Annotated in this window: 13 protein-coding genes; 6 read left to right on the top strand and 7 right to left on the bottom strand. The window is 62.2% G+C overall.

What is annotated here, in order from left to right:
- Positions 1-14: 14 nt before the first annotated feature.
- From FPL22_RS08425 to FPL22_RS08415, 3 genes are all read right to left on the bottom strand, one after another.
- Positions 15-1,319 (bottom strand): FAD-dependent oxidoreductase, encoded by a 1,305-nt coding sequence (locus tag FPL22_RS08425; RefSeq protein ID WP_144229716.1) that lies wholly within the window; start codon positions 1,317-1,319, stop codon positions 15-17.
- A 50-nt stretch (positions 1,320-1,369) separates the two neighbouring features.
- Entirely contained in the window at positions 1,370-3,331 is a 1,962-nt protein-coding gene (locus tag FPL22_RS08420) for a glycoside hydrolase family 16 protein (protein ID WP_144229714.1), read from the bottom strand.
- Positions 3,332-3,476: 145 nt separating this feature from the next.
- Positions 3,477-4,307 (bottom strand): PEP-CTERM sorting domain-containing protein, encoded by an 831-nt coding sequence (locus FPL22_RS08415; protein WP_144229712.1) that lies wholly within the window; start codon positions 4,305-4,307, stop codon positions 3,477-3,479.
- A 91-nt stretch (positions 4,308-4,398) separates the two neighbouring features.
- Between FPL22_RS08415 and FPL22_RS08410 the strand changes: the two genes are divergently transcribed.
- Positions 4,399-5,316 (top strand): helix-turn-helix domain-containing protein, encoded by a 918-nt coding sequence (locus tag FPL22_RS08410; RefSeq protein WP_144229710.1) that lies wholly within the window; start codon positions 4,399-4,401, stop codon positions 5,314-5,316.
- Here FPL22_RS08410 and FPL22_RS08405 read toward each other — a convergent pair.
- Together FPL22_RS08405 and FPL22_RS08400 are read right to left on the bottom strand one after the other, a co-directional pair.
- A complete protein-coding gene (locus tag FPL22_RS08405) occupies positions 5,291-6,643 on the bottom strand; it encodes an FAD-dependent oxidoreductase (protein WP_144229707.1) in 1,353 nt (450 codons plus the stop codon). The two genes, FPL22_RS08410 and FPL22_RS08405, sit on opposite strands and share 26 nt — an antisense overlap.
- Positions 6,640-7,995, bottom strand: a complete 1,356-nt coding sequence (locus FPL22_RS08400; protein WP_144229705.1) for an FAD-dependent oxidoreductase — start codon at positions 7,993-7,995, stop codon at positions 6,640-6,642. Before FPL22_RS08400 ends, FPL22_RS08405 begins: the two co-directional genes overlap by 4 nt.
- A 79-nt stretch (positions 7,996-8,074) precedes the next feature.
- On the opposite strand from FPL22_RS08400, the gene FPL22_RS08395 reads away from it, so the two are divergent.
- Positions 8,075-8,941 carry a helix-turn-helix domain-containing protein gene (locus FPL22_RS08395; protein WP_144229702.1) on the top strand — a complete coding sequence of 289 codons (867 nt, stop codon included), beginning with the start codon at positions 8,075-8,077 and terminating at the stop codon, positions 8,939-8,941.
- A gap of 150 nt (positions 8,942-9,091) precedes the next feature.
- Here the strand turns inward: FPL22_RS08395 and FPL22_RS08390 are convergent, their stop codons facing one another.
- Positions 9,092-11,770 (bottom strand): carbohydrate-binding protein, encoded by a 2,679-nt coding sequence (locus FPL22_RS08390; RefSeq protein ID WP_144229700.1) that lies wholly within the window; start codon positions 11,768-11,770, stop codon positions 9,092-9,094.
- A gap of 283 nt (positions 11,771-12,053) precedes the next feature.
- On the opposite strand from FPL22_RS08390, the gene FPL22_RS08385 reads away from it, so the two are divergent.
- Together FPL22_RS08385 and FPL22_RS08380 are read left to right on the top strand one after the other, a co-directional pair.
- Positions 12,054-13,907 (top strand): substrate-binding domain-containing protein, encoded by a 1,854-nt coding sequence (locus FPL22_RS08385; RefSeq protein ID WP_144229698.1) that lies wholly within the window; start codon positions 12,054-12,056, stop codon positions 13,905-13,907.
- A 159-nt stretch (positions 13,908-14,066) separates the two neighbouring features.
- Positions 14,067-17,012, top strand: a complete 2,946-nt coding sequence (locus FPL22_RS08380; RefSeq protein ID WP_144229696.1) for a beta strand repeat-containing protein — start codon at positions 14,067-14,069, stop codon at positions 17,010-17,012.
- Positions 17,013-17,327: 315 nt separating this feature from the next.
- Here the strand turns inward: FPL22_RS08380 and FPL22_RS08375 are convergent, their stop codons facing one another.
- The gene (locus FPL22_RS08375; protein WP_144229693.1) at positions 17,328-20,765 is read right to left on the bottom strand and encodes a CBM96 family carbohydrate-binding protein; all 3,438 of its coding nucleotides are present in this window, start codon (positions 20,763-20,765) and stop codon (positions 17,328-17,330) included.
- A gap of 252 nt (positions 20,766-21,017) precedes the next feature.
- Between FPL22_RS08375 and FPL22_RS08370 the strand changes: the two genes are divergently transcribed.
- Positions 21,018-22,586, top strand: a complete 1,569-nt coding sequence (locus FPL22_RS08370; protein WP_144229690.1) for a sialate O-acetylesterase — start codon at positions 21,018-21,020, stop codon at positions 22,584-22,586.
- Positions 22,587-22,630: 44 nt separating this feature from the next.
- Positions 22,631-23,641: a Gfo/Idh/MocA family protein gene (locus FPL22_RS08365; RefSeq protein WP_144229688.1), complete on the top strand. Its 1,011-nt coding sequence runs from the start codon at positions 22,631-22,633 to the stop codon at positions 23,639-23,641.
- Positions 23,642-23,700 lie beyond the last annotated feature (59 nt).

Raw genomic sequence — 23,700 nt, 5'->3', positions numbered from 1 at the left:
AATCGCCGGCGAACTCAGACGAACGCGCCTTTGGTGCGCAGCGTGTCGCGCAGGAGTTTCACATCGACCTGACGCGTGTCGCAGTGGCCTTGGGCGACGGCGAGGGCGGCGGCGGTGCCGGCGCCTTCGCCGATGGCCATGACCTGCGGAGTAATACGAATGGCGGCGTGGGCCTCGTGGCTGCTGTCGATGCAACGCGAAGCGACGAGGAGATTGTCGAGGCCCTGTGCGCGGATGCTGCGGTAGGGAATCTCATACCAACTGCCCGCAGGCGGGTGGGCGCGCTCGGTGCCCTCGCCGGTGGGGCTGTGGATGTCGATGAACCAGTTGCCACGGGCGATGCAGTCTTCGACGGGCAGGACGCCCATGATGTCGTCGGCGGTGATGGTGTAGTCGCAGCGAACGCGGCGGGTTTCGCGGACGCCGATGTGCGGGGCGGTTTCGGAAACGACGGCGTTGGCGAAGCCGGGGATGCGTTTGCGCAGGAAGGCGGCGACCTCGAAGACCTGGCGGCGACCCTCGATCATGGCGTCGGTGACATCGCGCAGCTTGGTGCCGTCCTTGTTGACGATACGCGTGGTGTTAAAATTCCATTCGCCGGCACGCGGGTTGCGTCCGAGGAGCACGTCTTCGCGCGGGACGGTGACCTCGCCGCGGGCCTTGGCGGCCTGCCACTCGGTGGTGAGCTGTAGGTCGATCTTGCGGTAAGCCTCGAGCGCCTCGTCGTCCACACCGGTCATCTTAAACAGCATGCTCATCGGCTGCACGGCGCCGTCACCGGCGCGGCCTTGCTCAACGGGAACACCGGCGAGGGCGGACACGTCACCGTCACCGGAGGAGTCGATGATCATCTTGGCGCGGATGACCTGGCGGCCTTCCTTGGATTCGATGATGACGCCGGTGAGACGCGAACCCTCGCGGATGACCGCGGTGGCTTGCGCGAAGAAAAACGGGGTGATGCCGGCATCGACGATGAAACGATCCAAGACGACCTTGGCGGCCTCGCTGTCGTAGCTGCCACCGGCGCCGTATTTATCGCCCCACGTGTTCCAACCGCCGGCCTGGGTCCAACGCTCGACCAGTTCGAGGAAGAGGCCCTTCACAAACGGATAGGGCATGATGGCGCTGAGCAGTCCGGCGGTCCAAGTTCCGCCGAAGGAACCGAAGCGTTCGACGAGGATGGTTTTGGCGCCATTGCGGGCGGCGGCGACGGCGGCACCGATACCGCCGGGACCGCCACCGATCACCAGGACATCGCACTCGGCGATGACGGGCAGGCTGCGCGCGGGCTCTTCATAAAAACGGGAATTTTGATTCATGGCAGATAGGTAAAGTTGGTTCGATCAGTGGCTGATGCCGGGTGCTGTGGTTAATTCTTCAGGCGGTCGCGGAGTTGCCAGACGCGCACGTAGTCCACGGTCATGTAATCGGGGAGCTTGGCGTCATCGACGTTCTTGGTGGCCCAGCCGCCGATCTGGATGTTGAGCTTGATGTAGGCGGGGACGACGGAGACGCGTTCGTTTTCCCACTCGGCAGCCTTTTTTCCGTCGATGAACCAGGTGAGTTTTCCGGGTTCCCAGAGCAGACCGAAGACATGCCAGCCGTCGGGCGTGGGACCGTAGAAGATGCCGGTGCCCCAGGCCTTGTGGTTCTCACCGTAGTCGTCCCAGTGGATGGCGGCGTTGTGGCGGCCGGGGCCCCATTCGCAGAGGTGCTCCATGATGTCGATTTCCATGGCGCCTTTGCTGGTGCTGCGACGCTGCCAGATGTTCAGGCCGGAGGCGGCGCCGCGGTCGGGCATGGTCCAGAAGGCGGGCCAGAGTCCACGTGTAGTGGGAAGCTTGATACGCGACTCCATGTAACCGTAAAGCTGGGTGAACTTGTCGTAACTCTGGATGATGCCGGACGTGTAATCACGGGCGGGGCGGGCGGGGTCATCGTTGTGATGGCCGCGGCGTTTCTCGGCCTTGAAGCTGGCCTGGCCGCCGGAGACGGTGACGTTCTCGGCGGAATAACGCTGGAGCTGGCCGGGCTGAAGGCCGTCCCACGGGAAGCTGGGCGTCCAGAGTTTGTCGTTCAGTTTTTCACCATCGAAATTTTCGTCGAGCGTCCGCACCCAGTCCCCGTCCACGGGCGGACGTTGTCCGATCCAGGAGGGCGGAGTGACCGGGATGGTGCGATCGGCGGGTTTGGTGAGGACAGTGTTGACGCTGCGGTCGCTCGCGCTGCCCCAGCCCTTGATGTCGGAGAGGACGAGGGTGGTGCCGGGCTTGGGGTTGATCAGGAACAGCTGGATGGCGGAGACGCGGCCGGCGTGGAGATCGTAGCCGGGCGAGCCGTTGTTCTGGCCGAAGGTGAGGCGGAGGGGGACGGTTTCGCCGGGCTTGATGGTGAGCTTCTCGGTGTTCCACGGCTTCTGACCGAGCTCGTCGGCGCGGGCGTTGGGGCGGTTTTCAACGCGCAGATTGGTGACGGCGGCCGCGGTTCCGGTGTTGGTGGCGGTGAGCTCGATGCCCGCGAAAGCAGTCAGGTCGAGGCCGTCCTTGGGGATCAGAATGTAGAGATTGGGATAACTGCTGGTGGTGGCGAAAGCTACGGTGAGTTTGCCGTCGGCGATCGTGCCGGAGGCGTGGTTGAATTTGAGTTTGGCGAGAGCGTCGGGGGATTTCAGATCAACGAGTTCGCCGGAGATAGGCGGGGAGAACTGGCTGTTGGTCTCGGGCAGCGCAGACGTGGAGGGGCGGGGTGCGGCCGGAGTGGCGTTGGCGGCGGGTGGAGGAACGGGCGGCTGGGCGGTGACGGCGGCGAGACGCTTGATGAGGAGCGTTGCATTGGTCTGCTTGGGGGCGTCGGCGAACAGTTTGATGCCGCTGATGCGTTTCGGGTCCAAGGCGTAGGCGGGTTGGCCCTGGCTCAGGCCGAAGAAGAGACGGATGGTTTTGGTTTCACCGGGAGCGAGCATGGCGCGCTCGGTATTCCACGGAGAACTTTTCCAGTCGCCGGGGTTGTCCACGCGGAGATGCAGACGCACGCGAGTCTGGCTGATGTTGCTCACCTCAAGCTCGATCGCGTTGAACGCGGAGAGATCAAGCGGGGACGACGCGAGCGGGAAGTTGACACCGGGATAGCCGGAGTCGGCGGGAAGTTCGACGCGGAGCGCGGGTTGGCCGGTGGAGGTGTCGAGGGTGGCGACGGCGTTTTTCTCGGTGCGGATCGTGGCGATAGCTTCCGCGGTGGACGGGAGTGCCAGTTGGGCGGAGGCGGCGAACGGAAGGGCCAGCGCCGCGAGGACGAACAGCAACGAATGGACTAAGTGGCGGCGTGAAAGCATGGGGCTATGATTGATATTAAAGAGAGAGGGCGAACACACGGGACGTCTGCATCGATGGTCTGAACATCGTGCGTGGGCGTGTGAGTAAAGGACCGCCGTCGTCTGCGCGGCCGGACAAATTTATATCCGTCGAGTGACGGAATGATCAGTCGCGACGGCGGCGAAGCGTGGCGAGACCGAGGACGGTGAGACCGCCGATCGCGGCGTAGGTGGAAGGCTCGGGAATGGCCGAGACGATCTGCACGGAATTGAGGAAACCGCGGTTGGTGCCATCGCCAGCGACAGCGATGTTAAGGTATTCTCCGGATGCGACCGAGACGGTCAGCTTCACGTAGTTTTCGCCCGCAACCCACGAGGATACAAAGGTCGTCGTCTGTGAGCTGCTGCCGGGGTAGGTTAAAGTCGAGTTGGAGTAGCTTCCGAAGTTGAAGTTTCCAGATGCGGATGAACCGGCGTAGATGATTTGATCGTAGGCAGCTTGACCGTCACCCGTGTTGGTATTGCGCGCCGTGATATAGACATCGTAGGTGCCCGCGGTAAGTCCGCCGACCTGGAGGCCGATGCGGGGATTGGTGGTGGTGGTGCCGAAGATGCCGTCGCGGGCTGCAGAATTGCCGGCGTAAACACCCGTGGTGGTGGCGCTGCCTGCCAGCTCGGAGACGGGCTGCGACGAGAGGTTGATGATGGTGTCCGTCGTCGAGTTACGGCCTAGGTTTACGCTGACGCCGGTGGCGGCTGTGTTGTTGCTATAGACCAAGCCGGAATTGATGTCGGCCAAGCGGACTTGATTCCAAGAGGTATCGGTGAATCCCGCTCCGGCTACGGTGTGATAGGGACTGGCGTCGGCGGTGTTTCCGGTGGGCGCACCATTGGGGTTGGCGCCGAAATCCAACATGAGAACGATGGCAGAAGCGGAAGGGGCGACAACGAGGCCAAGGGCGCCGACAAGCACGGAGGTGATGATGGAGTTTTTCATGGGGTAACTTTGGAGCTAGGTTACCAATGAGGTCGTCTGGCGAAAGTTTAGAGGCTTGCTGAAAGTTACTTAAAACTTACAGAATCCTTTCATGCCAAGACAGCACGCCAACCGGTTCACGTTGGATTTTTACGGGCTTCAGCCTCGTTTGGTTTGGGCCAACGAACGGACTCTTACCCAGGAGTTTCTGGATATGGAAACCACCGCCGCAGAGGACGAAACCGTCGCTTGGTTTATCGAGGAAGGCGAAGTAACCGTCACCTATCCGCGCGGTGGCGTGGTGAATGCCCGCGCGGGTGAATGGCTGTTGTTGCGCGCGGCCAACGGCAGCCAGCATTTCACGGCGGGGACGCGATTGATGTCGCTGCGCTTTCACCTGCGTTTGCGTGGAGGTAAACCGCTGTTCGCCCGCCGGCGCGATGTCGTGGTGAAGACGGGCGATTCAACGAAGCTTCAACAGGCGGCACATAAATTGGTGAAGGAATTCGACCGCGTGTCTGCGCCGGGAACGGTCTTTGTGGTTCGAAGCCGGCTAAGCATGGTGGACAACTTCCGCATCGAGGCGGCGTTCATGCATTGGCTGGGCTGTTACGTCGAAACGATGCAGGCGGAAGGTGAAAAACCCGAGGCGGCGAGCCGGCGCGATGCACGGGTGACCAAGGCGCTTATCTGGATCGAAGATCATCCGATGCGCACAAAGTTTTCAGAGGCCAAACTTGCAAAACGCTGCGGCTTGGGAATCAACCAGCTGGGGCGTCTTTTTCGTGCCGACCAAGGGATCTCTCCGTTTCAATACTACGAGTATCGGCGGGTGGAATTGGCGCAACAGACCCTCAAAGACAGCACGTTGCCGATCAAGGAAGTGAGCTTTGAACTCGGCTTCAGCTCACCTCCGCATTTTGCGAACTGGTTCACAAAGCGCGTCGGAGTATCACCGCGGGCGTGGCGGACAAAAATCAAGCCAGCCCAAGAAACGAGTCCGCTCAAAGTGCCGAGCCGCCGGCGATGAGGCGGGCGCGGAGGGTGGCGACGTTGAGGGCGCGGAGGGGTTGGTTGGTTTCGAGTGCGAGCACGGCGGCGACGCCGGCGGCTTCACCGGTCTGGTTCATGTTGACCATCACGCGCACGGCGGCGTGGGCGACCGGATCAACATCGAGCATGCGGCCGGCGACGATGACGTTGTCGGGACCGTTGAGCGGGAGAAGAGTGCGGTAGGGGATTTGGTAATACGTGGGGTTGACCGCGGTCTCGGGACGCCAGCGGCTGCGGGTGGAAGCGACGCCAGGCTGGTGGAATTCTTCAGTGCCATCTAGGTAGCGGAGGGTGATGCCGGGCTTGTCCTGGTGGTGGACATCGACGCGGTAGCTGCCTTGGGCGATAGCGTCGTCGAACTCATGGCCGGAGAGCACGTCGTCTCCGGTGAGTTGATACGGTGACCGAATGTGGCGGGATTCGCGGATGCCAAGGCGCGAGGGCAGGGCTTCAAGGGAAAGGCGGCAGCCGGGAGCGTGGGCGCGAAGGATGTCGGCGATGGCGCGGACCTGGCGGCGGCCCTCGATTTCGCCGTGGGTAAGGTCGTCGGCGTTTGCGGGATTGATGCCGTGGATGCGCGTGGCGGCGAGCATGTAGACATCAGAATTGGGCACGTAGTTGCCCCAGGAAAACGTGGGCGGCAGGCCATACGCGGGACCGTGTTCGCGGATGAGTGCGCCTACGTCTGATTCGCTGAGGGTGCCCCAGCCGGCGAAACGGGCGCAGGCGGTGGCAGGCTGGAGGTGGTTGGCGAAGTAAGTTTCGCAGCCCAGCCGCGCGGCCAGATCGGCGTCACCTGTGGCGTCAATGAAGACGCGGGCACGGATGGCGCCGCGACCGGATTTGTTTTCAACGAAGACGGCTTCAAGGCGTCCGGAGGAATCGCGGAGCGGGGCAGGGGCGGCGAACTGGGTGTGGAGATAGATTTTGATGCCGGCTTCGCGGGCGAGCTCGTCGAGTTCGATTTTGAGTTCCTCGGAGTTGAAGGTGAAGCCGCGCGACGGGTTGGTGAGCTCGTGGCGTTTGACGGCTCCGCGGCGGTCGAGGCGGTTCATGGTTTCCTCGGTGAGGCCGGCGATGATCTGTTTTTTGCCCTCGGTGTCGTGGAGCGAGTGCCAGACGTTGACCATCGCGGTGGTGGCGACGCCGCCGAAGCAGTTGTCTTTTTCGACGATAACGACGCGCGCGCCGAGGCGGGCCGCGCGAATGGCGGCGAAGAGGCCGGTGCAACTGCCGCCGAGGACGCAGACATCGGCTTCATGAATGACGGGAAGATCGCGAGCAGGTTCGTGGAGGGTGTTCATGAGACGGGAAGAAGGAGGGAGCCGCCGGCGTTGAGTTCGGCGCGGATGAGGGACGGGTTGAGTTGCGGAAAGGTCGTGCCGGTGCGGTGGGCGAGGGCGGCGGCGACACCGGCGGCTTCGCCGGTCTGGTTCATGTTCACCATCACGCGCACGCCGCCAAAGGCCTCGCGGTCGGCATCCAAGAGGCGGCCGGCGACGAGGAGATTTTCGGCTTCGAGGGGAAGCAGCGTGCGGTAGGGGATGTGGTAGCATGCGGGGACGGGGGCGTTGTCGGGTTGCCAGCGATGCCAGGCGTGCGAGCCGTCCTTGGCGACGACTTCTTCACGTCCGTCGAGGTAGCGCAGCACGGTGCCTTCGGTCGAGTGAATGTCCACGGGGTAGGTGCCTTGGGCGATGGAATCGGCGAAGGGTTGGCCGCGGAGGATTTCGTCGCCGGTGAGGCGGTGGTGACAGCGGGCGTGCCACGTTTCGCGGACGCCGAGGGCGTGGGCCCAGGCGACGATGACGGGATGAAGGTCGGCGGAATGTGTGCGGAGAATGTCGAGATAGGCGCGGTGCAGCCGACGTCCTTCAACGAGCGCGGCGGTGTAGGCGTCGGCGTCGCTGGCGTCGATGCCGTTGAGGCGGGCGCCGAAGAGGTTGGTGAGGGCGGGTGCTCCGGGGACGGGGAAATGCCACGGGCGGCTGTTGGCGGCGGGGTAGTTGTGCGTAGCGAGGAGCGGCTCGAGGTCGGGCCAAGGGACGGAACCGTCGGGGGTGGAGGTGCCGGCGACGATGGCCTGAAGGTTTACCGGTTGGAGGACGGCGGGTTTTTCGGCGGCGAAGCCGGCGTGGCGGAGGAGGTTGCCGTCGCCGGAAGCGTCGATGAAGAGCGGGGCGGTGATCGCACGGCGTCCGGAACGGTCTTCGATGATCACGGACGTGACGCGTGCTCCGTCACGGGTGGCGGCGACGCAGCGGGCGGCGAGGAAGACGCGGATGCGGTGTTCGCGGATCAGTTCGTCGAGTTCGATGGCAAGCTCGGCGCTGTTGAAGCGGAATTGTCCGCGATAAACGGGATGAAGCTCTTGGAGCACGCCGCGTTTGCGAAGGCGTTCGACGACCTCGCGGGTGAGTCCGCCGATGATGGGAACCGTGCCGGAGGTGTCGCTGACGGAGTGCCACTCGTTGACCTGAGCGGCAACGGCCATGCCGCCGAGGAGGGTATTTTGCTCGATAATGGCGACGGAGAGGCCGAGTCGGGCGGCGCGAACGGCGGCGAAAACGCCGGTGCAGGAACCGCCGACGACGCAGAGGTCGGCCTCATGGCAGACGGATGTGGCACGTGCGGGTTCGTGAATGAGGAGAGGCATGGTCCGGCGGGGTGGAGACAACGATGTCCGTGGCGCATGCGGGTGAAAGTCGGGAGTAGTGGAGCAAAGAAATCATATCATGGACAAAACAAACGATTCAGGTGTGATCAGACTCATGAGTGAAGCCATCAACCGGCTGGATGTCTTGCAGGCGCTTTTGCGTGCGCCTTTGCAGGTGACCGAATTCAGTAGCCGGGTGTTCGCCGGGCGCTGGGTGACACCCGACGAGGTGATCGTGACGCACCGGTTTATCCTCATCCAGAAAGGAGCGATGGATTATACGGTGGAAGGATTGAAACGACGGCTGACGGAAGGGACGCAGGTGTTTGTGCCGGCTTGGTCGCGGCGCGAGTGGACGGTGCCGAAAGGGCCGGAAGGATGCAGGCTGTTGTGGTGCGCATTTTCGTCGGGAACGGTGACGCTGCCGGCGGTGCTATGCTGGCGTCGCCCGAAGGAAATGCGCGGAGAAGTGGCGGCGTTTGAGGGTATGCGCAAAACGGCGGGTGACCTCGCTGAGCGCGCGACGGCGTTGTGGATGGAAGGCGAGTTGAAGGCATGCCTGGCGCGATTCTGGAGCGAGGCACAGGCGGAGGAAGGCGAGTCAATGCGCGGGAAGGCTGTGCATCCGGAGGTGGCGCGTTCGGTGAACTGGTTGGAACGGCATTTTGCGGAGGTGGACGCGTTGGAGGCGTTTTATCGGACCGTGGGGATGAGCCCGAATCACTTCAGGCTGCTGTTCAAGCGCGAGACCGGTGAAACCGTGCAGGCGATGTTGGCGCGCCTGCGTCTGCGCCGGGCGCGGTATCTGGTGCAGGAGACCGCGATGCCGATGAAGCAGATCGCGGCGGAGACGGGACATGCGGATCCGCTGTATTTTTCGAACCAGTATCGAAAGTTCTGGGGCCGGCCGGCGACGGCGGATCGAGTGACGGGCAGCGTGGCGTGATGCGGTAATGAATAAAAAACAGGATGCGGTCGAGTTGGCGAAGGGTAAGGCGATTGAAAAGATCCTGCGGTCGTAGCCGTTGATCGGAAGAATCGTCGCTTGTCGGCCTCGAAGGCCGGGCACGATTATCGGCACTTCGCGGCCGAGCTGTTACCTCTCAATCAGGTAATACACCACTCCGGGCAGGAGCTTGAATTGATCGGCCGTAGTTGTCGCGCCGCGGACAGCGAGCGGATAACCGTTGATGTCCAGGGCCGTCACCTTGAGCCGGGCTGCGTCTGTCCGTTTGAAGCGCAGCGTTCCCTGAATCTCCCGAATCAACCAGGGATCGTGACCGAGGTTAGTGATACGCTTCACGCCGTCACTGGCTGGCTCGGTGGCGAAATCCGTCGGCTTTTCCTCGGTCATTGCTTGCACCAAAATTTTACCCGACTCCGCCAACGGACGTCCGTCCAGCGATACCGCCACGATCTGTCCCAGCTCCAACTCCGACTCCATCACGATGTCGCGCAACGCCACCGAGCCCGCGAGCTTGAGGTTGCCGCTGACCCCTTGAGCGGCGGGTGCGTTGAGATAGAGCACGCCTTTGCCATAATCCAGTTTCACCTCGCGCGTGGAGCTCAACACCGTCTGCGCACCACGATCAATAAACGGCGCCGTGTCCTTGATCACTGCGGGGCCGCCTTTGTCGTCGATGCGGATATTGGTGCGTCCGACCCAGTGGATCAGCGGGTCGATACCGGTGTCGGCGGATTCACCGCCGGCCTTCTTCACGTCGGTCTTGCGCAGTTCGTCGAGGTTGGCCTGTTGCACCAGTTTCGAACCTTTCAACGCCAACGCATCCGTGAGTTTCAGCGGCAGGTCGGCCATCAGGTCGCCTGTCCTGATCAATCCCTGCCGATAAATCAGGGCGGCGGCGGGAAACTGTCCCATCTGCGTGGGCGACATCAGCGTCCACGGTTGCATGAAGAATCCCGGCTTCACGCTCCACGTGCCGCTATCGAGGGCGAAGTGCATGACGGCATCCGTGTCCTGCAACGCGCCATAGACTGCGTAAAACAACGGTGCCTCCCCGCGATACCGGTTCGGCCGGTTCCACGTAGTCTCGGAGATCGTCGAGGGCCGACCGTTATACATCGGGTCCATCGCGGGATGCCGAAACTGCCTGGACGCGCCCGGCTTCTCCGCATCGAACCGCAATGCGCTCACGTCTGAATAGGTGTGTCCCGTGCGAATCGACCACGCCGATTCGTTGCCGCGGTGATTGCTGCCGAAGTAGCCGTGGTGATCCACGAAGTCGCCCGGCATGTAGCTGAATTTTTCCAGAGGGCCCAGAACGTCGTCGTTGGCGGTGATCCAGTTCGAAGCCGTGATCATGCCTTTGTAACCGAGCCCGCGCAGAAAGCTCACCGTGTCCGCATAAAATTTACGCTGTGTCTCCAGGAGGAACGCCGCGGTATCCTGGTCACGTGGAGTTTTGCGCGTAAACATCTCGTAGAGCGGACGAAAACCCAAACGACCGCCGGCCACATCGTCGTGTTCGTCGCGCAGCCCGTTCCACGCGGCGAGGGCCTTTTCCAGCGAGCCGTGCTTTCGTTTCGCCCAGTCACCGAACAAGGCTTCCAGCTTGCGCATCTGCGGAGCGGGCACGGCGTCGTATTTAAACGTCCAGAAAAAGAACGAATCTTCGTTCACCAGTTCCAGCGCCATGATCGCCGGATCGTCCACCAACCGCTTTCCGCTGGCATCGGGCTGGATCAACAACTCGCGCCACCAGCTTTGATACAGCGCCTGAAACCCGGGCTCAAAGTAGAGCAACGCGAACGGATGCTGTTTTCCGTCGTAACCCTCGCGCCAGCCGGGCCCGTTTTCCGGAGTCATCCACAAGGGGAAGTAAATCGAGAGCAGCGAGTAGATGCCTTCCTTGCCCATGGCCGCGACGACGGCCTGGCGCCGCTTGATTTCGTCCGGCTGGATCGCGCCGGTCTTCGCGTCAAACAGCGCCCCGTGGATGCGAACCAGGTTCACGCCATGCTTGGCCATCATGCGTGCACACGTCTCCAGATCGGCTCCCGCCATATCGTGAGGCGGGCCGTTCACGCCCCAAAATCGCACCGGTTGTCCGTTCGCGGCATGAATGAACTGTTCGCCGCGTGCGATGATCCGGCCGTTTTCACCGGCGAACGTTTCGTTGAGAAAACGAAGGTCGATCGCACTCGCCTTGAAGTCGTCGGGCTTGGCGATCCACGGAATCCAACCGGCGTTGGCGGCGGCCAGTTCCTTGGTGTAAGCGGCGAGTTGATCGGGCTTCATGAGGCCATTCGGCGCAAAGGGTTCGGTCGTGAGCACAAAACAATCGATCGCCCCGTGGTGACTGTTGGCGCTGTTCATCACAAAACGCAGGCTGTGCGGGCCGGCCTTGAGTGGGAATTGACCGACCTCGCACCAGGCCAGAAAACGAAGATCCGGCGCATCGTTGGCGGCGATGTTGGTGTTGCCGCTTTGGTTTCGTTTGAAATCAACCGGCACCGGAGCCGCGCCGTCGATCGAACAGGTCATCGAGCTTTGCACGGGGTTGGCCCGCAGCCACAGCGTGTAAGTGCCGGCTTCCGCTATCTGCACCTCGTAGGTCGCCTCGCCCGCTTTATCCGCATCGAAATGGGCCAGAAAATTTCCGCCTGACAACTGGTCTGTTTTGACCTGTCCCGCATACCACGGATGCCGGCCGATATTGGTCCGGGTCGCCTGCTCGCCCTCGACCCAGACCCACGCTGAAAAAACCGGGCTCACCCACGCCACCAACATCACGAAGAGGGGTATCCATCGCATATCGGCCGAGCAAATCCGTCACGGCCCGTCGTGGCAACCTCGGCGCGGGCGCGGGCTGAAAAGGGATCATTTCGTTTCTTCGTGGCGACGAGCGTGATCAGCGAGGCCATGCATGCGGACGCCTTACGAAGAGCGAAGAGTGGGAACAGCCTTTGCGTGGGCGATGGAGTGGGGCATTGGACGTGTCCTGCCGGGTTCCAATGACATTTGAGTTGCGACGGATGATGAGTTTCTCGCAGTAAACACGGATTGTAAGCCTGTGTAGTTTTTACCCCTTCATCGAATGGCAACCGCCCAACTCGCGACCGAAGCAACCAAACGCCTGACCGACTGGATCGTGGCTGCACACGTCAAGGCGGGCGACCGGCTGCCGTCCGAACGCAGCCTCGCGCGCACTCTGGATGTGAGCCTTTATGCGCTCAACCGCGCGATGGCGCTCTGCATTGCGGAAGGACGCGTGGAGCGGCAGGGCTACAAGAATTTTCTAGCCGGAGCCGTGCGTGTGCCCGTTCGGCCGGCCTGCCATCTGGTGGTATCGCGGCGTTCGGAATATCTGGCTGCGTATCGGCGCATCGCGCGCGATCGTCAGATCGATTTAACGGTGCATACATGGGAATCCACCGAGGAAGCGGCGGCGCTGCTTTATCAACTCGACCGGTCGGGAGTGGGCGGAGTGATCTGCGATCCGCCTTCCGCGCCCGGCCAGGAATCTTGGGTGCCGGCGGCGCGGCAGTTGGCGAAGCATGGCATTCCGGTCGTGAGCAATTCACGGGTGGGCGATGAGTTGTCCTCCATCACGGGTAGCGTGGAGCATGGCATTGAATTGGGAGTGAAGCATCTGACGGGTTTGGGGCATCAGGAGCTGGCGCTGGTGTGCGAGGATGACAGTGCGGTGAGAGCCTGTTGGCGCCGGTGTTGCGCGGATAATCAGCGGGAGAGTTCGAACGACCGCATTCGCCATGATTTTTCCTGGCTGAGCAGCCGGTCCGATGTTGATGCCTTGTCGGATGTCTTGGCGGGCGAGTGGCGGGCGGTCACCGGGCTGGTGGTGCGCATCAGTCACCGGAGCGAGTTGCAACGGCTGTTGGGAGAATTGGCGCGCAAGGGACGTCGCGTGCCGGACGGCCTCTCGATTTTCGCAGTGGGCAACGCGCCAAGTCTGCAAACGGTGCAGCCGCGGATCACCTCCGCCAGCATCGACATGACGCTCTGGATCGAGATGACCTTCGATCTGTTGCAACGCGAAATGCGAATGATTGAGCGGGTCGGCGTGTTGCCACCTCCGGCCGTCTTGCAGGTGATGCCGCGCCTCCAGCTGCGGGAGTCCACGGCTGCGCGGGCGGGTGTTGCCCGGCCGGTCGCCGACACGGTGGGCAGCGAACCGGTTACACCGGCGGGCGTGCGCGAGTCTTTGGCGGACTTGGAGCAAGCGATCCGACGTCCGTATTCACTCGCGGCGAAGGCGTCGCTGGCGGAGCGTCCGCGTTTTGCCTCGGTTGATCTGCGGCCGTTCGCCAATCGTCCGCTGCGATTCCGACGCGGGTGGCTGGGCGATCTGCCTTTGCTCAGTCTGCCTTCGGGTAAGCGGGAAATTCACGGCGTGCCGTTTGAGATTCTCGGCGGTTCAAAACGCACCGACATGGGGGCGGTGGTTTTTCGTTCGGCGATCAATCAAACGGGGAATGCGCGCACGTTGCCCGGCAAACTGTGCATCCCGATCGGGGTTCACGTGGAAGCGGTTTATATTTTGCATGGCTGTGGTTATGCGAAGCCGTTGGAGCCGTTTGCCCGCTACACGTTTCACGGCGCGAAGGGACCGCTGGGCACGGTGCCGCTGGTCGGTCTCGGCCGGCAAAAAAATGACGAGCACCTCGCTGAAACCGCGGCGGCGGCGAACGCGAACATCCAAGACTGGTGGTCGGATTTCCCCCATGTGGACTTTCCGCATTCGCGCATGGTTCCCTTGCTGGACGACGGCGACGGCCCGGTTAAACGCCATGTGTTTCTCTACACGTTAGAGTGGATCAATCCGTTTCCGAAGCGGCTGGTCACGCATCTGGAAATCACTGCCGATCCGACGGTGCCGACCACGCTGGGGATGCTGGCGGTCACGATCGTCAAGCCACGCAAGGGCTGAGTGCATGGGTGGCGAGGCCGGGAAATTGACCGGTCAATTTTATTAGAAACGCCGCGACGAGTTGCTTCGCCGTGGTGCTTTCCGGACGGAGAGGCACTGGGTTGGCGTATAAGTGAGCTCCGTGCTCGTTACCCGCCCCTACCTCAACGTCGTAAAATCATGAAAGCACTCCATTGCCATCGCATGCGTCTTCGCCCGTTTAAGTCTGCGTCCGTTTTAGGCCTCGCCGTTCTCTCCGCTTTTTCATCTTCACCGTTCGTTCATGCGGCGTCGCTTTATTGGGACAGCGATGCGGCTGGCACCGGCAACAGCATTACGGCAGGCACGGGACTGGGAGGCTCTGGCAACTGGGATACTTTGCTTGGCAATTGGTGGTCCGGTTCCGGCACGATCGATACCACTTGGACCAATGGAACCAACACGGCCGTTTTTTGGGGCCCGACGGCAGGAACGGTTTCACTCACCGCTCCTATCACCGTCGGCGGACTGCAGTTCAGGACGACCGGCTACATGCTCGACGCCAGCGTCAACGCGTTGACCTTCGGTTCTGACAGCGCGATCGATTTGGGCGGTGTCGCCGCGGCAACCATCACGGGCGCGGTCGGCGGCACGGGCAGCGTTTCGCTCAGTCGTTCGAGCGACAGCGCGGGTGTTTTCACGGCGGGCACATTGAATCTCAACGGCACTTCGACCGCCGGGTGGTCGGGCGCAACCACGATCGGCAACGGCACGACCCTGTCACTCTCCGCCAACAATCAGGCTTTGGTGAGCACCTCGGCTGTTACGCTCAATGGCGGCAACATCACGCTCGCCAATACCAGCGGCGGGGAGGCTGCGCTGAACCGGGTGAACGACAGCGCGGCGATCACCTCCAATGGTGGCAGCATCACCGTGACCAACACCAGCGGTGGCGCCACGGCTTATGCGGAAACGCTTGGCGCGGTCGCCTTGACCAGCGGCCAGTTGAAAATCGTTTCGACCCATGCCAACGAGGGCGGCACGCAGGTGCTGACGCTGGGCGGCCTCACGCAGACCGGGACATCGACCGTTGCCTTTGGAGCGGGTGGTGGTCTGAACACGGGCACCAACCAAATCGTGGTGACGGGCGCCACCGCGACCGCCACCGGGCAGATCATCGGACCTTGGGCGACTGTAGGCATCAGCAGCACGTCGCAGACGGACTATGCCGTCTATGATGCAAACGGAAATGTCCTTGCGGCCAATATCGCGGCATCCGCCGAAACGCTCTGGGCCAGCGGAGCCACGGCGAATAATACGCTGGGCGGAGCGTCCGCTCTCACCGCCACGCGTAACATGAATTCGCTCCGTTACACCGGTGGTGCGACGACTTTGGCACTGGGGACTTTCAACTTGGAAACCAACGGCATTTTGAATGCGGGTTCCGGCCTGTTGACCATTTCGGGCGGAGGATTGATCCAGCAACAAGGCACGGCAGCGGCTAATTTTTACGTCAACGCCGGAAGCAACGCCATCACGATCAACTCCATCATCGCCGACAACACCGGAGCGCTGACGCTGATCAAGACCGGCTCGGGCGCGCTGACACTGGGAGCCAACAACACCTTCACCGGAAATACCATCATCCATGAAGGCGCCGTGACCGCAACGGTGGCCGGCGCCGTTGATGGCAATCTGGTGGTGGGCGCGGTTGGGGGAGGAGCCACTGCTTCTTTCACGAACAACAGTTTGATCGTTGGCCTTAACGCCAACAAAAGCGTTACGATTTACAGCAACGGAACCGTGAATTTCGGCGGGGGAGCGCAGAACATTAATAGCGGAATTTTTATTTTTGGCGGCGCGGCCACCGGTGGCAATCAGCTCGTCGTCAACAATACCGCGATCAACATGACCGGCGGATCTTTTGCTCCCAACGTCGCCGGAAACGGATTCAATAATACGTTCATCATTAATGCCAGTTCCTCCACCGCGGTCGTTTCGGGAAACACCCGGACCAATTTCGGATTCCAAGTGGCGGACGGTGCCGCCGAGGTAGATCTGCTTTTTAGTGGAGCTGTGACCACATCTGGCGCCAATGGAAGCCTGGTCAAGTCGGGCGCCGGCTTGATGTTGGTGACCGGTAACAATCTCTACCAAGGTGTGACGACTGTCAGCGGCGGCACGCTCAAGGCCGGCCGGGCAACCAATGCGTTTGGCTCCAACTCGGCGGTGACCTTGTCCAACACGGCGGGCGTTATCCTGGATATCACCGGGTTCAACAATGCGATCGGCTCATTGGCCGGTGGTGGAGCAAACGGCGGCAATGTCACGCTCGGTGCGGCGACCCTGACCACCGGCGGCAATAATACGAGCACCACGTATGATGGCGTTATCTCGGGAACCGGAGGCGGCCTGACCAAGACTGGCAGCGGCACCCAGACGCTCACCCGGGCGAACACCTACACGGGAACCACCACGATCTCGGCCGGCACGCTGGCCTTGGGGTCGAGCGGAACTATCGCCAACAGCACGGTCATCAACCTTGGCACATCGGGTTCGCAAGGCACGCTGGATCTCACCGCAAAGAGCAGCTTTGCCTTTGGCGCCAGCCAGACCCTGTCGGGCTACGGCACGGTGAACATCGGCGGTAGCAAGGTGGTCACGGTCAACGGTGTCCTGGCTCCCGGCAACAGCGCCGGCATCGTCAACATCACGGGTGCGCTTGCACTGGGCTCGGCCAGCACGTCCAACCTGGAAATCGTCAGCCGCAACGGTGGCGCGCCGGTGGCGGGCACAGACTTTGACCAAGTGGTCGTATCGGGAGCTGTGACATTTAACGGGACCCTGAACATCAACACCACCGGTCTTGCCGGATTGGTGGGCGGGGAAAGCTTCCAGCTCTTCAGTGCCGGCGGCACCTACACTTCGGGTTTCACGAGCGTGGTCATGACGGGCACCTACACTCCGACGTTCTCCAATGCCGGCGGAGTCTGGACAGGCAGCAATGCAGGACTCGCCTTCACCTTCACCGAGTCGAATGGCACTCTCAGTGTTTCGGCCGTTCCCGAGCCCTCCACTTATGCGTTGATGGCCGGTGCCTTTGCGCTCGCGGGTGCAACCTTGCGCAATCGCAAGCGTCGCGGCTGAGTTTTTTTGAAGCAAAGACGTCTGGGAGACCGAGGGGTTTTCCGGACGCCTTTTTTATTGGCCGGGTATCTTGATGCGAGGAGGTCGTTTCGTTCCCGTTGGTTCGAACCTGCTGCCGTCTTCGCGTCCTTCGCGAGACCCACTCTGAACTCTGAATTCCGGAAGTTGTCTCGCGAAGGGAGCGAAGGACGCGAAGTTTCGGAAAAGGTCGGGCGGCATGAAGATCGATGCGCGAAAAAGCCCGGGGACTTTAGATCCCCGGGCTCGTTTACAGGCTGAATTTATGGCTCAGCTGAAGCGATTGATTCTCGTTTTTTACTGGCCTTGGAACATGCCGCGACCGCCGGTGCCGATGAAGACGCTGGCGGGCGTCTGGCGGTCTCCGGCGAGGCCTTGGATGTTGGCATCGGTGGGCAACGTGGGCATCGCGACCCAGGTGGATCCGTAGTTGTCGGAGCGGTAGATGCCTTTCACGCCGTTGTAGTATCCGTAGAAATACACGGAATACAGGTAGGACGAACCGACGGGCGGCTTGCCGAAGGAAACCAGTCCGACCGCGGTGATGTTGGGCAGTTTGGCGGACCACGTGGTGCCGCCGTTGGTGGAGCGCCAGAGACCGCCGGCGGTGGAGCCGGCCACGCCGTCGTCGCACACCCAGATATCGTTGGCTTGGGGAGCGGCCATGATTTGCGCGCGATAGACGTTGTAGGTGCCCGCCGCGACCGTGCCGGCCAGCGACCAGTTGGCGCCGCCGTCTGTGCTGCGATAGATGCCGTGGTTGCCGCTGCCGCCCCCGCCGAAGAGCGCGAGGTAGAAGTTTCCGTTCAGGCGGTCGGCGGCCAGTTGCTGGATGGTGTAGCCGGGGTTGGATTTATCGATGGTGCCGTTGATGTTCGAGGGAAGTCCGGCGGCGGGCGACCAAGTGACGCCGCAGTCGTTGCTGTAGTGCGGAGTCGAGCTGAGGCCTTTGAACGGCAGCCACACCAGCTGGCTGGGATTGGTGCCGGAGATCGCGATACGACCGCCGCTGAGGTTTTGTCCGGCGGCGGTGAGGTAGCGACCGGAAACATTGGGTTCGCCGATACCGCTCGCGTAGGGATAAGGACGGGTGTTCCAAGTGACCGCAGTCTCGGTCCACGTGGTGTTGGCGCACGCGTAGATGCCTACCGGGTAGATCACTCCGACCGGAGTGCCGGACTGGCGGTAGAGATTCAGCACGGCGGAGGTGATCGTGCTGACGCCGCTGAGATCAAACTTTAGATAGCTGAAGCGTTGATCGGCGGTGAGGTAGGCGTAGGAGAACGAAACCCCGATGTTGCCCGTGGTGTTGGTATCGGCGGTGGTCGGCGTGTTGGCGTAAACCTGGGCGTCGTGAGATGGCGCGAGCGAAGTCGCGCCGTTGACGAGCAGGTAAGGACGGATCGTGGTGGTGGCGTTTTCCTTGGAGGCGAAATTCACCACGCTGGTGCTGCGGGAGGAATTTTGGTCGGTGCTGATGAGTAGCGTGACCGTGTTGATGCCTTTGGCCTTTTGCGTGGCGAGGTAGGTGGTGAGGTCCCACGTCTGCCAGCCGGCGGCGCCCATCGTGATCTGCTTGCGGTCGATCTCGCCGAAGGCGGTCCAGTTGAGTCCACCGTCGCGGGTGTAGGAACCGGTGCCGTAGTAGGTGGAACCGCCGGCGGTGTTGTTGGTGCTGACGCGCGCCCAGATGGCGTTGTTGGACTCGCTGAAATCGAGACCGGTGACATTGGCGCAATCGATCGGGTTCTTCATCGCGTTGCCGTAGGATCCGTAAGGACGGTGCGAGATATCGTTGTAGCGGAAGCCGCCGACATCGATCAGGCCGGCCATGAGTTCAGGACCGGTGGGCGCGTTGCGGAGCGTGCTGGAAATCGTCTGCTCTTGGTTTTTTTGGAGACGATACCAGATGGCTTGATTGCCGGTGGGGCCGCCGAGGAGCTGGGCGTTCTGGCTGCGGGCGACGCCGAAGAAATCGCCGGCCCAGAGTTCGCTGGAGTTACCCGGACGCACGAGCAGGTCGGAGATCGCTCCGAACCAGTAGCCGATCACGCTGGGCGTGCCGTCGGGTTCCTGCGCAGCGATGGAGAGCGCATTGTTAAAGTTGGTGGACTGGGTGGACCACGTGGCGCCGCCGTCGGCGGTGCGCCAGATTTTGCTGTTGGAACCGCCGCTGGAGAGACCCATGTAAACGGTGTTGCCGCTGGAGTCGTTGGGATCGACGGCGAGGGCGCGGTAGTTGGTGGCGGCGAGCGGGGTGATCGCGGAGAGCGAGCCGCCGCGCGGCATCTTGGCGACGAGACCGTTGGCGGTCACGTAGAGTGTGCCATTGGCGGCGACTTCGCCGCGGGCGGGTGTGGAGAGGGTGACGCCGGAGACTTTGGACCACGTGACGCCGCTGTCGGTGCTCTGGTAGACGCCGCCGGTGGTGCCGCCGACCGTGCTGTCATACACGCCGACATACATGATCGGGCTGCCGCCGTTTTTATCGAAGGCGACGAACGAGACGCCGGCCTTGCTGCCGGAAGGCACTGCGCCGAAAGGCACGGAGGTCGCGGGAATCTGCGTCCACGTCCAGGTGGATCCGGACTTCACGCCCTTTTGGAGGCCGTCTTGAGTCGAGCCATACCAGAGGATGTTGGAGTTATTGGGATCAACCTGAAGGCGTTCGCCGAAGGCCTTGGGGACCTCGTTGCCCGCGACGACGATCGAGGAATTGATGGCGGTCCATGTCGCGCCTTTGTCGGTGGAGGCGTAGATGCCGTGGAGCACACTTGAGGTCGCACCGCCGGCGGCGACGTAGAGGTTGTTGGAATTGGCGGGATCGATCGCGAGTCCGGCGATGCCCATCAGGTCGGCGGAATTGACCGTGGTGACCGGGACAATGGTGTCGGTGATCGAAATCCATTCGCCGGTCGACGGCACCCAGCGGAACGCGCCGCCGTTGTCGGTCCGGCAATAGATGTCGGTGCCGGTGGCGTCACAGATGAGGCCGGTCACCCAGCCGCCGCCGCCGAGCGGAATCGGCACCCAGGCCGGAGCGGGAATGGTGGAGCTTGAGTAAGCGAGCGTGGGGATGCTGGAACCGCCGCCTTCAACCATGCCGAGTTGGAACCATTGCCAGTTGCCGGCGGTGGATTCGGGGCTCGTGCGGAAAAACACGTAGGCGGACGTCGCGCCGGCGGCGCGGGCGGCGAAGAGCTGCGTGTTCAAATAGGCAACCAAGGTGGTGTTGGAGACGGTTTGGATGCTGGCGCTCATGCCGGGCACGAGGAAGTTGTCCTTGAGCAGTGTGGCGGAGCCGTCGAGAGCGCCCACGTAGGAATCGCTGGCGAGCACGGTGGGGCTGGTGCGATAGCCGAGTCCGTAGAGATCGGCGTTGCGTGTGGAGGAAGCGAGCGAGACGAGACGCGCGCTGTAGGTTGCGGTGTCGAACTGCTGCGTGGGATCGCTCAGAAGAGCTGCGGGAATTTCGAACACATGGACGACGCCGAGCTGGGTGGCGTCAGCCGAACTGTTGCCGACCTTGCAAAAGGTCGAGGTCGCTCCGGAGACGCTGGTGACGCCGGCAAGGTCGTTGACCGCGGCGTCGGCGGCGTTGCTGTTGATCGTGCCGGTGAGGGCGTGGGCGGTGGAAACGCCCCATCCGGCTAGCGCGAAGCAAAGCGAGGACAAGGTGGCGAGACGGCGGATTTTTTTCGGGACCGCGGGCCCGTGGGTATCTGGCAATTTCATGGGTATTTGGGGCCCTTTTGGCATTCGCCCGGAGCCAGGTTGTCGGCACAGGGGATGCAGGCGTCACGATGGCGGGGGTAGATGCCAGCAAGGCTTATCCCTTGCATCAGGCCGTCTGCAGAAGGCCTCAACCGCAGGCGGGGACTCGCGATTTTATCACGTAAATTTGCCCGATCAATAGGCTGAGAATCCAAGGCTTTTGGCGTCGTCACGATTGGCGGGGACGTGGGTTAAGTCTGAACTCACACCCTCATGCGTTACCCCTCGGGTTGGTTACTCTTTTTGTGTCTGGGTGCTTTGGTGCGTGCGGACGTCACTCCGGCGGTGCCGTTTCAAGACCACGCGGTGCTTCAGCAAGGCCGCGCGATTCCGGTGTGGGGCCGAGCGGCGGTGGGTGAAAAAATCACAGTGACCTACTCCGGCACTACGTCGCGCACGGCCACGGCGGTGGCGGGTGCGGATGGTCGCTGGCGTGTCGATCTGCCCGCGATTCCCGCGTCGGCGCAACCGGCCACGCTCACGTTTGTCGGAAAGAACACCATTAAGCTTAACGACATTCTCGTGGGCGAAGTGTGGCTCGCGTCCGGCCAGTCCAACATGGAACTCGGCATGGGCGGGCTCGGTGGTTGGGGCTACTTCATCACCAACGCGGTGGCCGAAGTGGCGGCGGCCAATTATCCGCAAATCCGCGAGCTCAAGATGCCGCCGGTGTCGGCCGAGACACCTCAGGAAACAGGGAAGGGAGCATGGCGCGTCTGCACTCCGGCCACCGTCGGTGATTTCAGCGCGGTGGCGTATTACTTTGCGCGCGATCTCCACCAAAAACTCAACGTCCCGGTCGGCATCATTAACGCCGCGTGGAGTGGTTCGCCGATCGAGCCCTTTATGACGCCTGCCTCGCTCGCCGCCGATCCCAACGGTCCCGGTGCGATCAAGGCGTGGAAAACCAAGACTGCGGATTTCCCCGCGAACAAAGCGCGCTACGACGCGGAAAAAGCCGCGTGGGACGAAGCCAAGGCCGCCGCGGCGAAAGCCGGCGAGCGCTTCAACAAACCGGGCCCGCGATTCCCGTTCGGTCCCGGCCACAAGAACGTTCCCTCCGGTTCCTACAACGCGATGATTCATCCGGTGGTGCCTTATGCGTTGCGTGGCTTCATCTGGTATCAGGGCGAGACCAACGCGGGTGCGAACCAATACCGCACGTTCTTCCCGTCGCTGATCGCGGGCTGGCGCGAGGTATTTGCCGGAGGGGAATTGCCGTTTTACTGGGTGCAGCTCGCCAGCTGGGGCGCCAACGGTGATCCGGACGGACTGGGTATTCCCACCATGCGCGAGGCGCAGACGCAGACCCTGTCCGTGCCGAAAACCGGCCAGGCGCTCGCCATCGACATCGGCGATTCCACGGACATTCACCCGAAGAACAAATTGGATGTCGGCCGTCGTCTCGCCTTGCTCGCGCTTCACCGCACCTACGGCCAAAAGGACGTTGTCGATTCCGGTCCGATCTTCGCGAAGGTTGAACTCAACGCCGGCGCATCCGGTCGTGTGCGCGTTCACTTCAAAGACGTGGCCGGCGGACTTAAAAACTCCAACGCAGCCGACAAGGAATCGGTTCTTGGTTTCGAAGTTGCGGGCAAGGACAAGGTCTTCAGTGCAGCCACGGCGCGCATCGAAAACGCCACGGCGGGAACCGTGCTGGTGACCGCGCCCGCCGGAGTGACGCCGCCTGTTTATGTGCGCTACGCCTGGCGCAACGATCCCAAGAACACCCTCGTCAACACGGCGAATCTTCCGGCCGCGCCATTCAGAACAGATCCGTGAACCGGATCGACTGTGAGGACCAAGTTTTTCTACCTTTCAAAACAATGAAACGCATCGGACTGATGGGCTGCGGCATGGTCGCCCAGTATGGACATATTCCCGCGATCCAGGCGGTGCCGGGACTGATCTTGCACGCGGTCTTCGACCCGAACGAAGACAACCTGCGTCGGACGCAGGAGAAGTTTGGGATTCCACATGGATTCACCGACGAGGAGGCATTTTTCAAATGCGGGCTCGATGGTGTGAGCATCACCTCGCCCGCGCCGTGCCATCACGCCAACGTGCTCCACGCGGCTGCGCATGGATTGCCCGTGCTCTGCGAAAAACCGCTTGCGACTAACCGGACCGAGGCCGAGGAGATGATAGCTGCGATGAAGACGGCCAGCGCGTCGCTGTATTCAGGATTTTGTTACCGGTTCAGTCCGTGCGCGCTTAAGATTCGCGAATTGGTGCGTGACGGGGCCATCGGGAAGGTTCGCTCGCTGCGCCTGATCTACAACTGGTCGCTTCATGGCAAGTTCACTACGGATGCAGCCGGAAACCGGATCATCCAGAAGCGGCGCGAGGACCGCATGCTCGAAGGCGGGCCGATGGTGGATTGCGGCACGCACCAGATCGATCTCGCCGGTTTTTGGCTGGGCTCGCCGGTGCGTTCCTTCAACGCGCACGGTGCGTGGGTGGACGACTACGAGGCGCCCGATCACATGTGGGTGCATCTCGATCACGAGAACGGTGCGCACACGGTCGTGGAAATCAGCTACTCCTATCACCACACCGCGAAAAACAACCGGTCCGAGTTCACCTATGAACTGATCGGCACGGGAGGCGTGATCCGCTATAATCGGGAGACGGAACGTTTCACCATGGAGACGGGGGACGGCCTTCAGGAGTTCCCGTTCGCGCCGGAGAAGAACTTTGAGGGCATGTATGAAGAATGGGCGCGCGCGCTGGAAAGCGGGGCGTCCGCGTTGCTGACCACGGGCGAGGAAGGCCAGCGCGTGGTGGAGATCGCCCGACAGGCGACCGACGGCGTCATCGCCAGCCGGCACGGCTAGGACCTGTGTTAGCGTGCACAAAAAAGGGCCGGCGTCTGAAAAGACGCCGGCCCTTTTGT

The organism is Rariglobus hedericola (assembly GCF_007559335.1).
Lineage (GTDB): Bacteria > Verrucomicrobiota > Verrucomicrobiia > Opitutales > Opitutaceae > Rariglobus > Rariglobus hedericola.
Note: the sequence above shows the minus strand (reverse complement) of the source record. Positions and strands in the feature narration are given on the sequence as shown.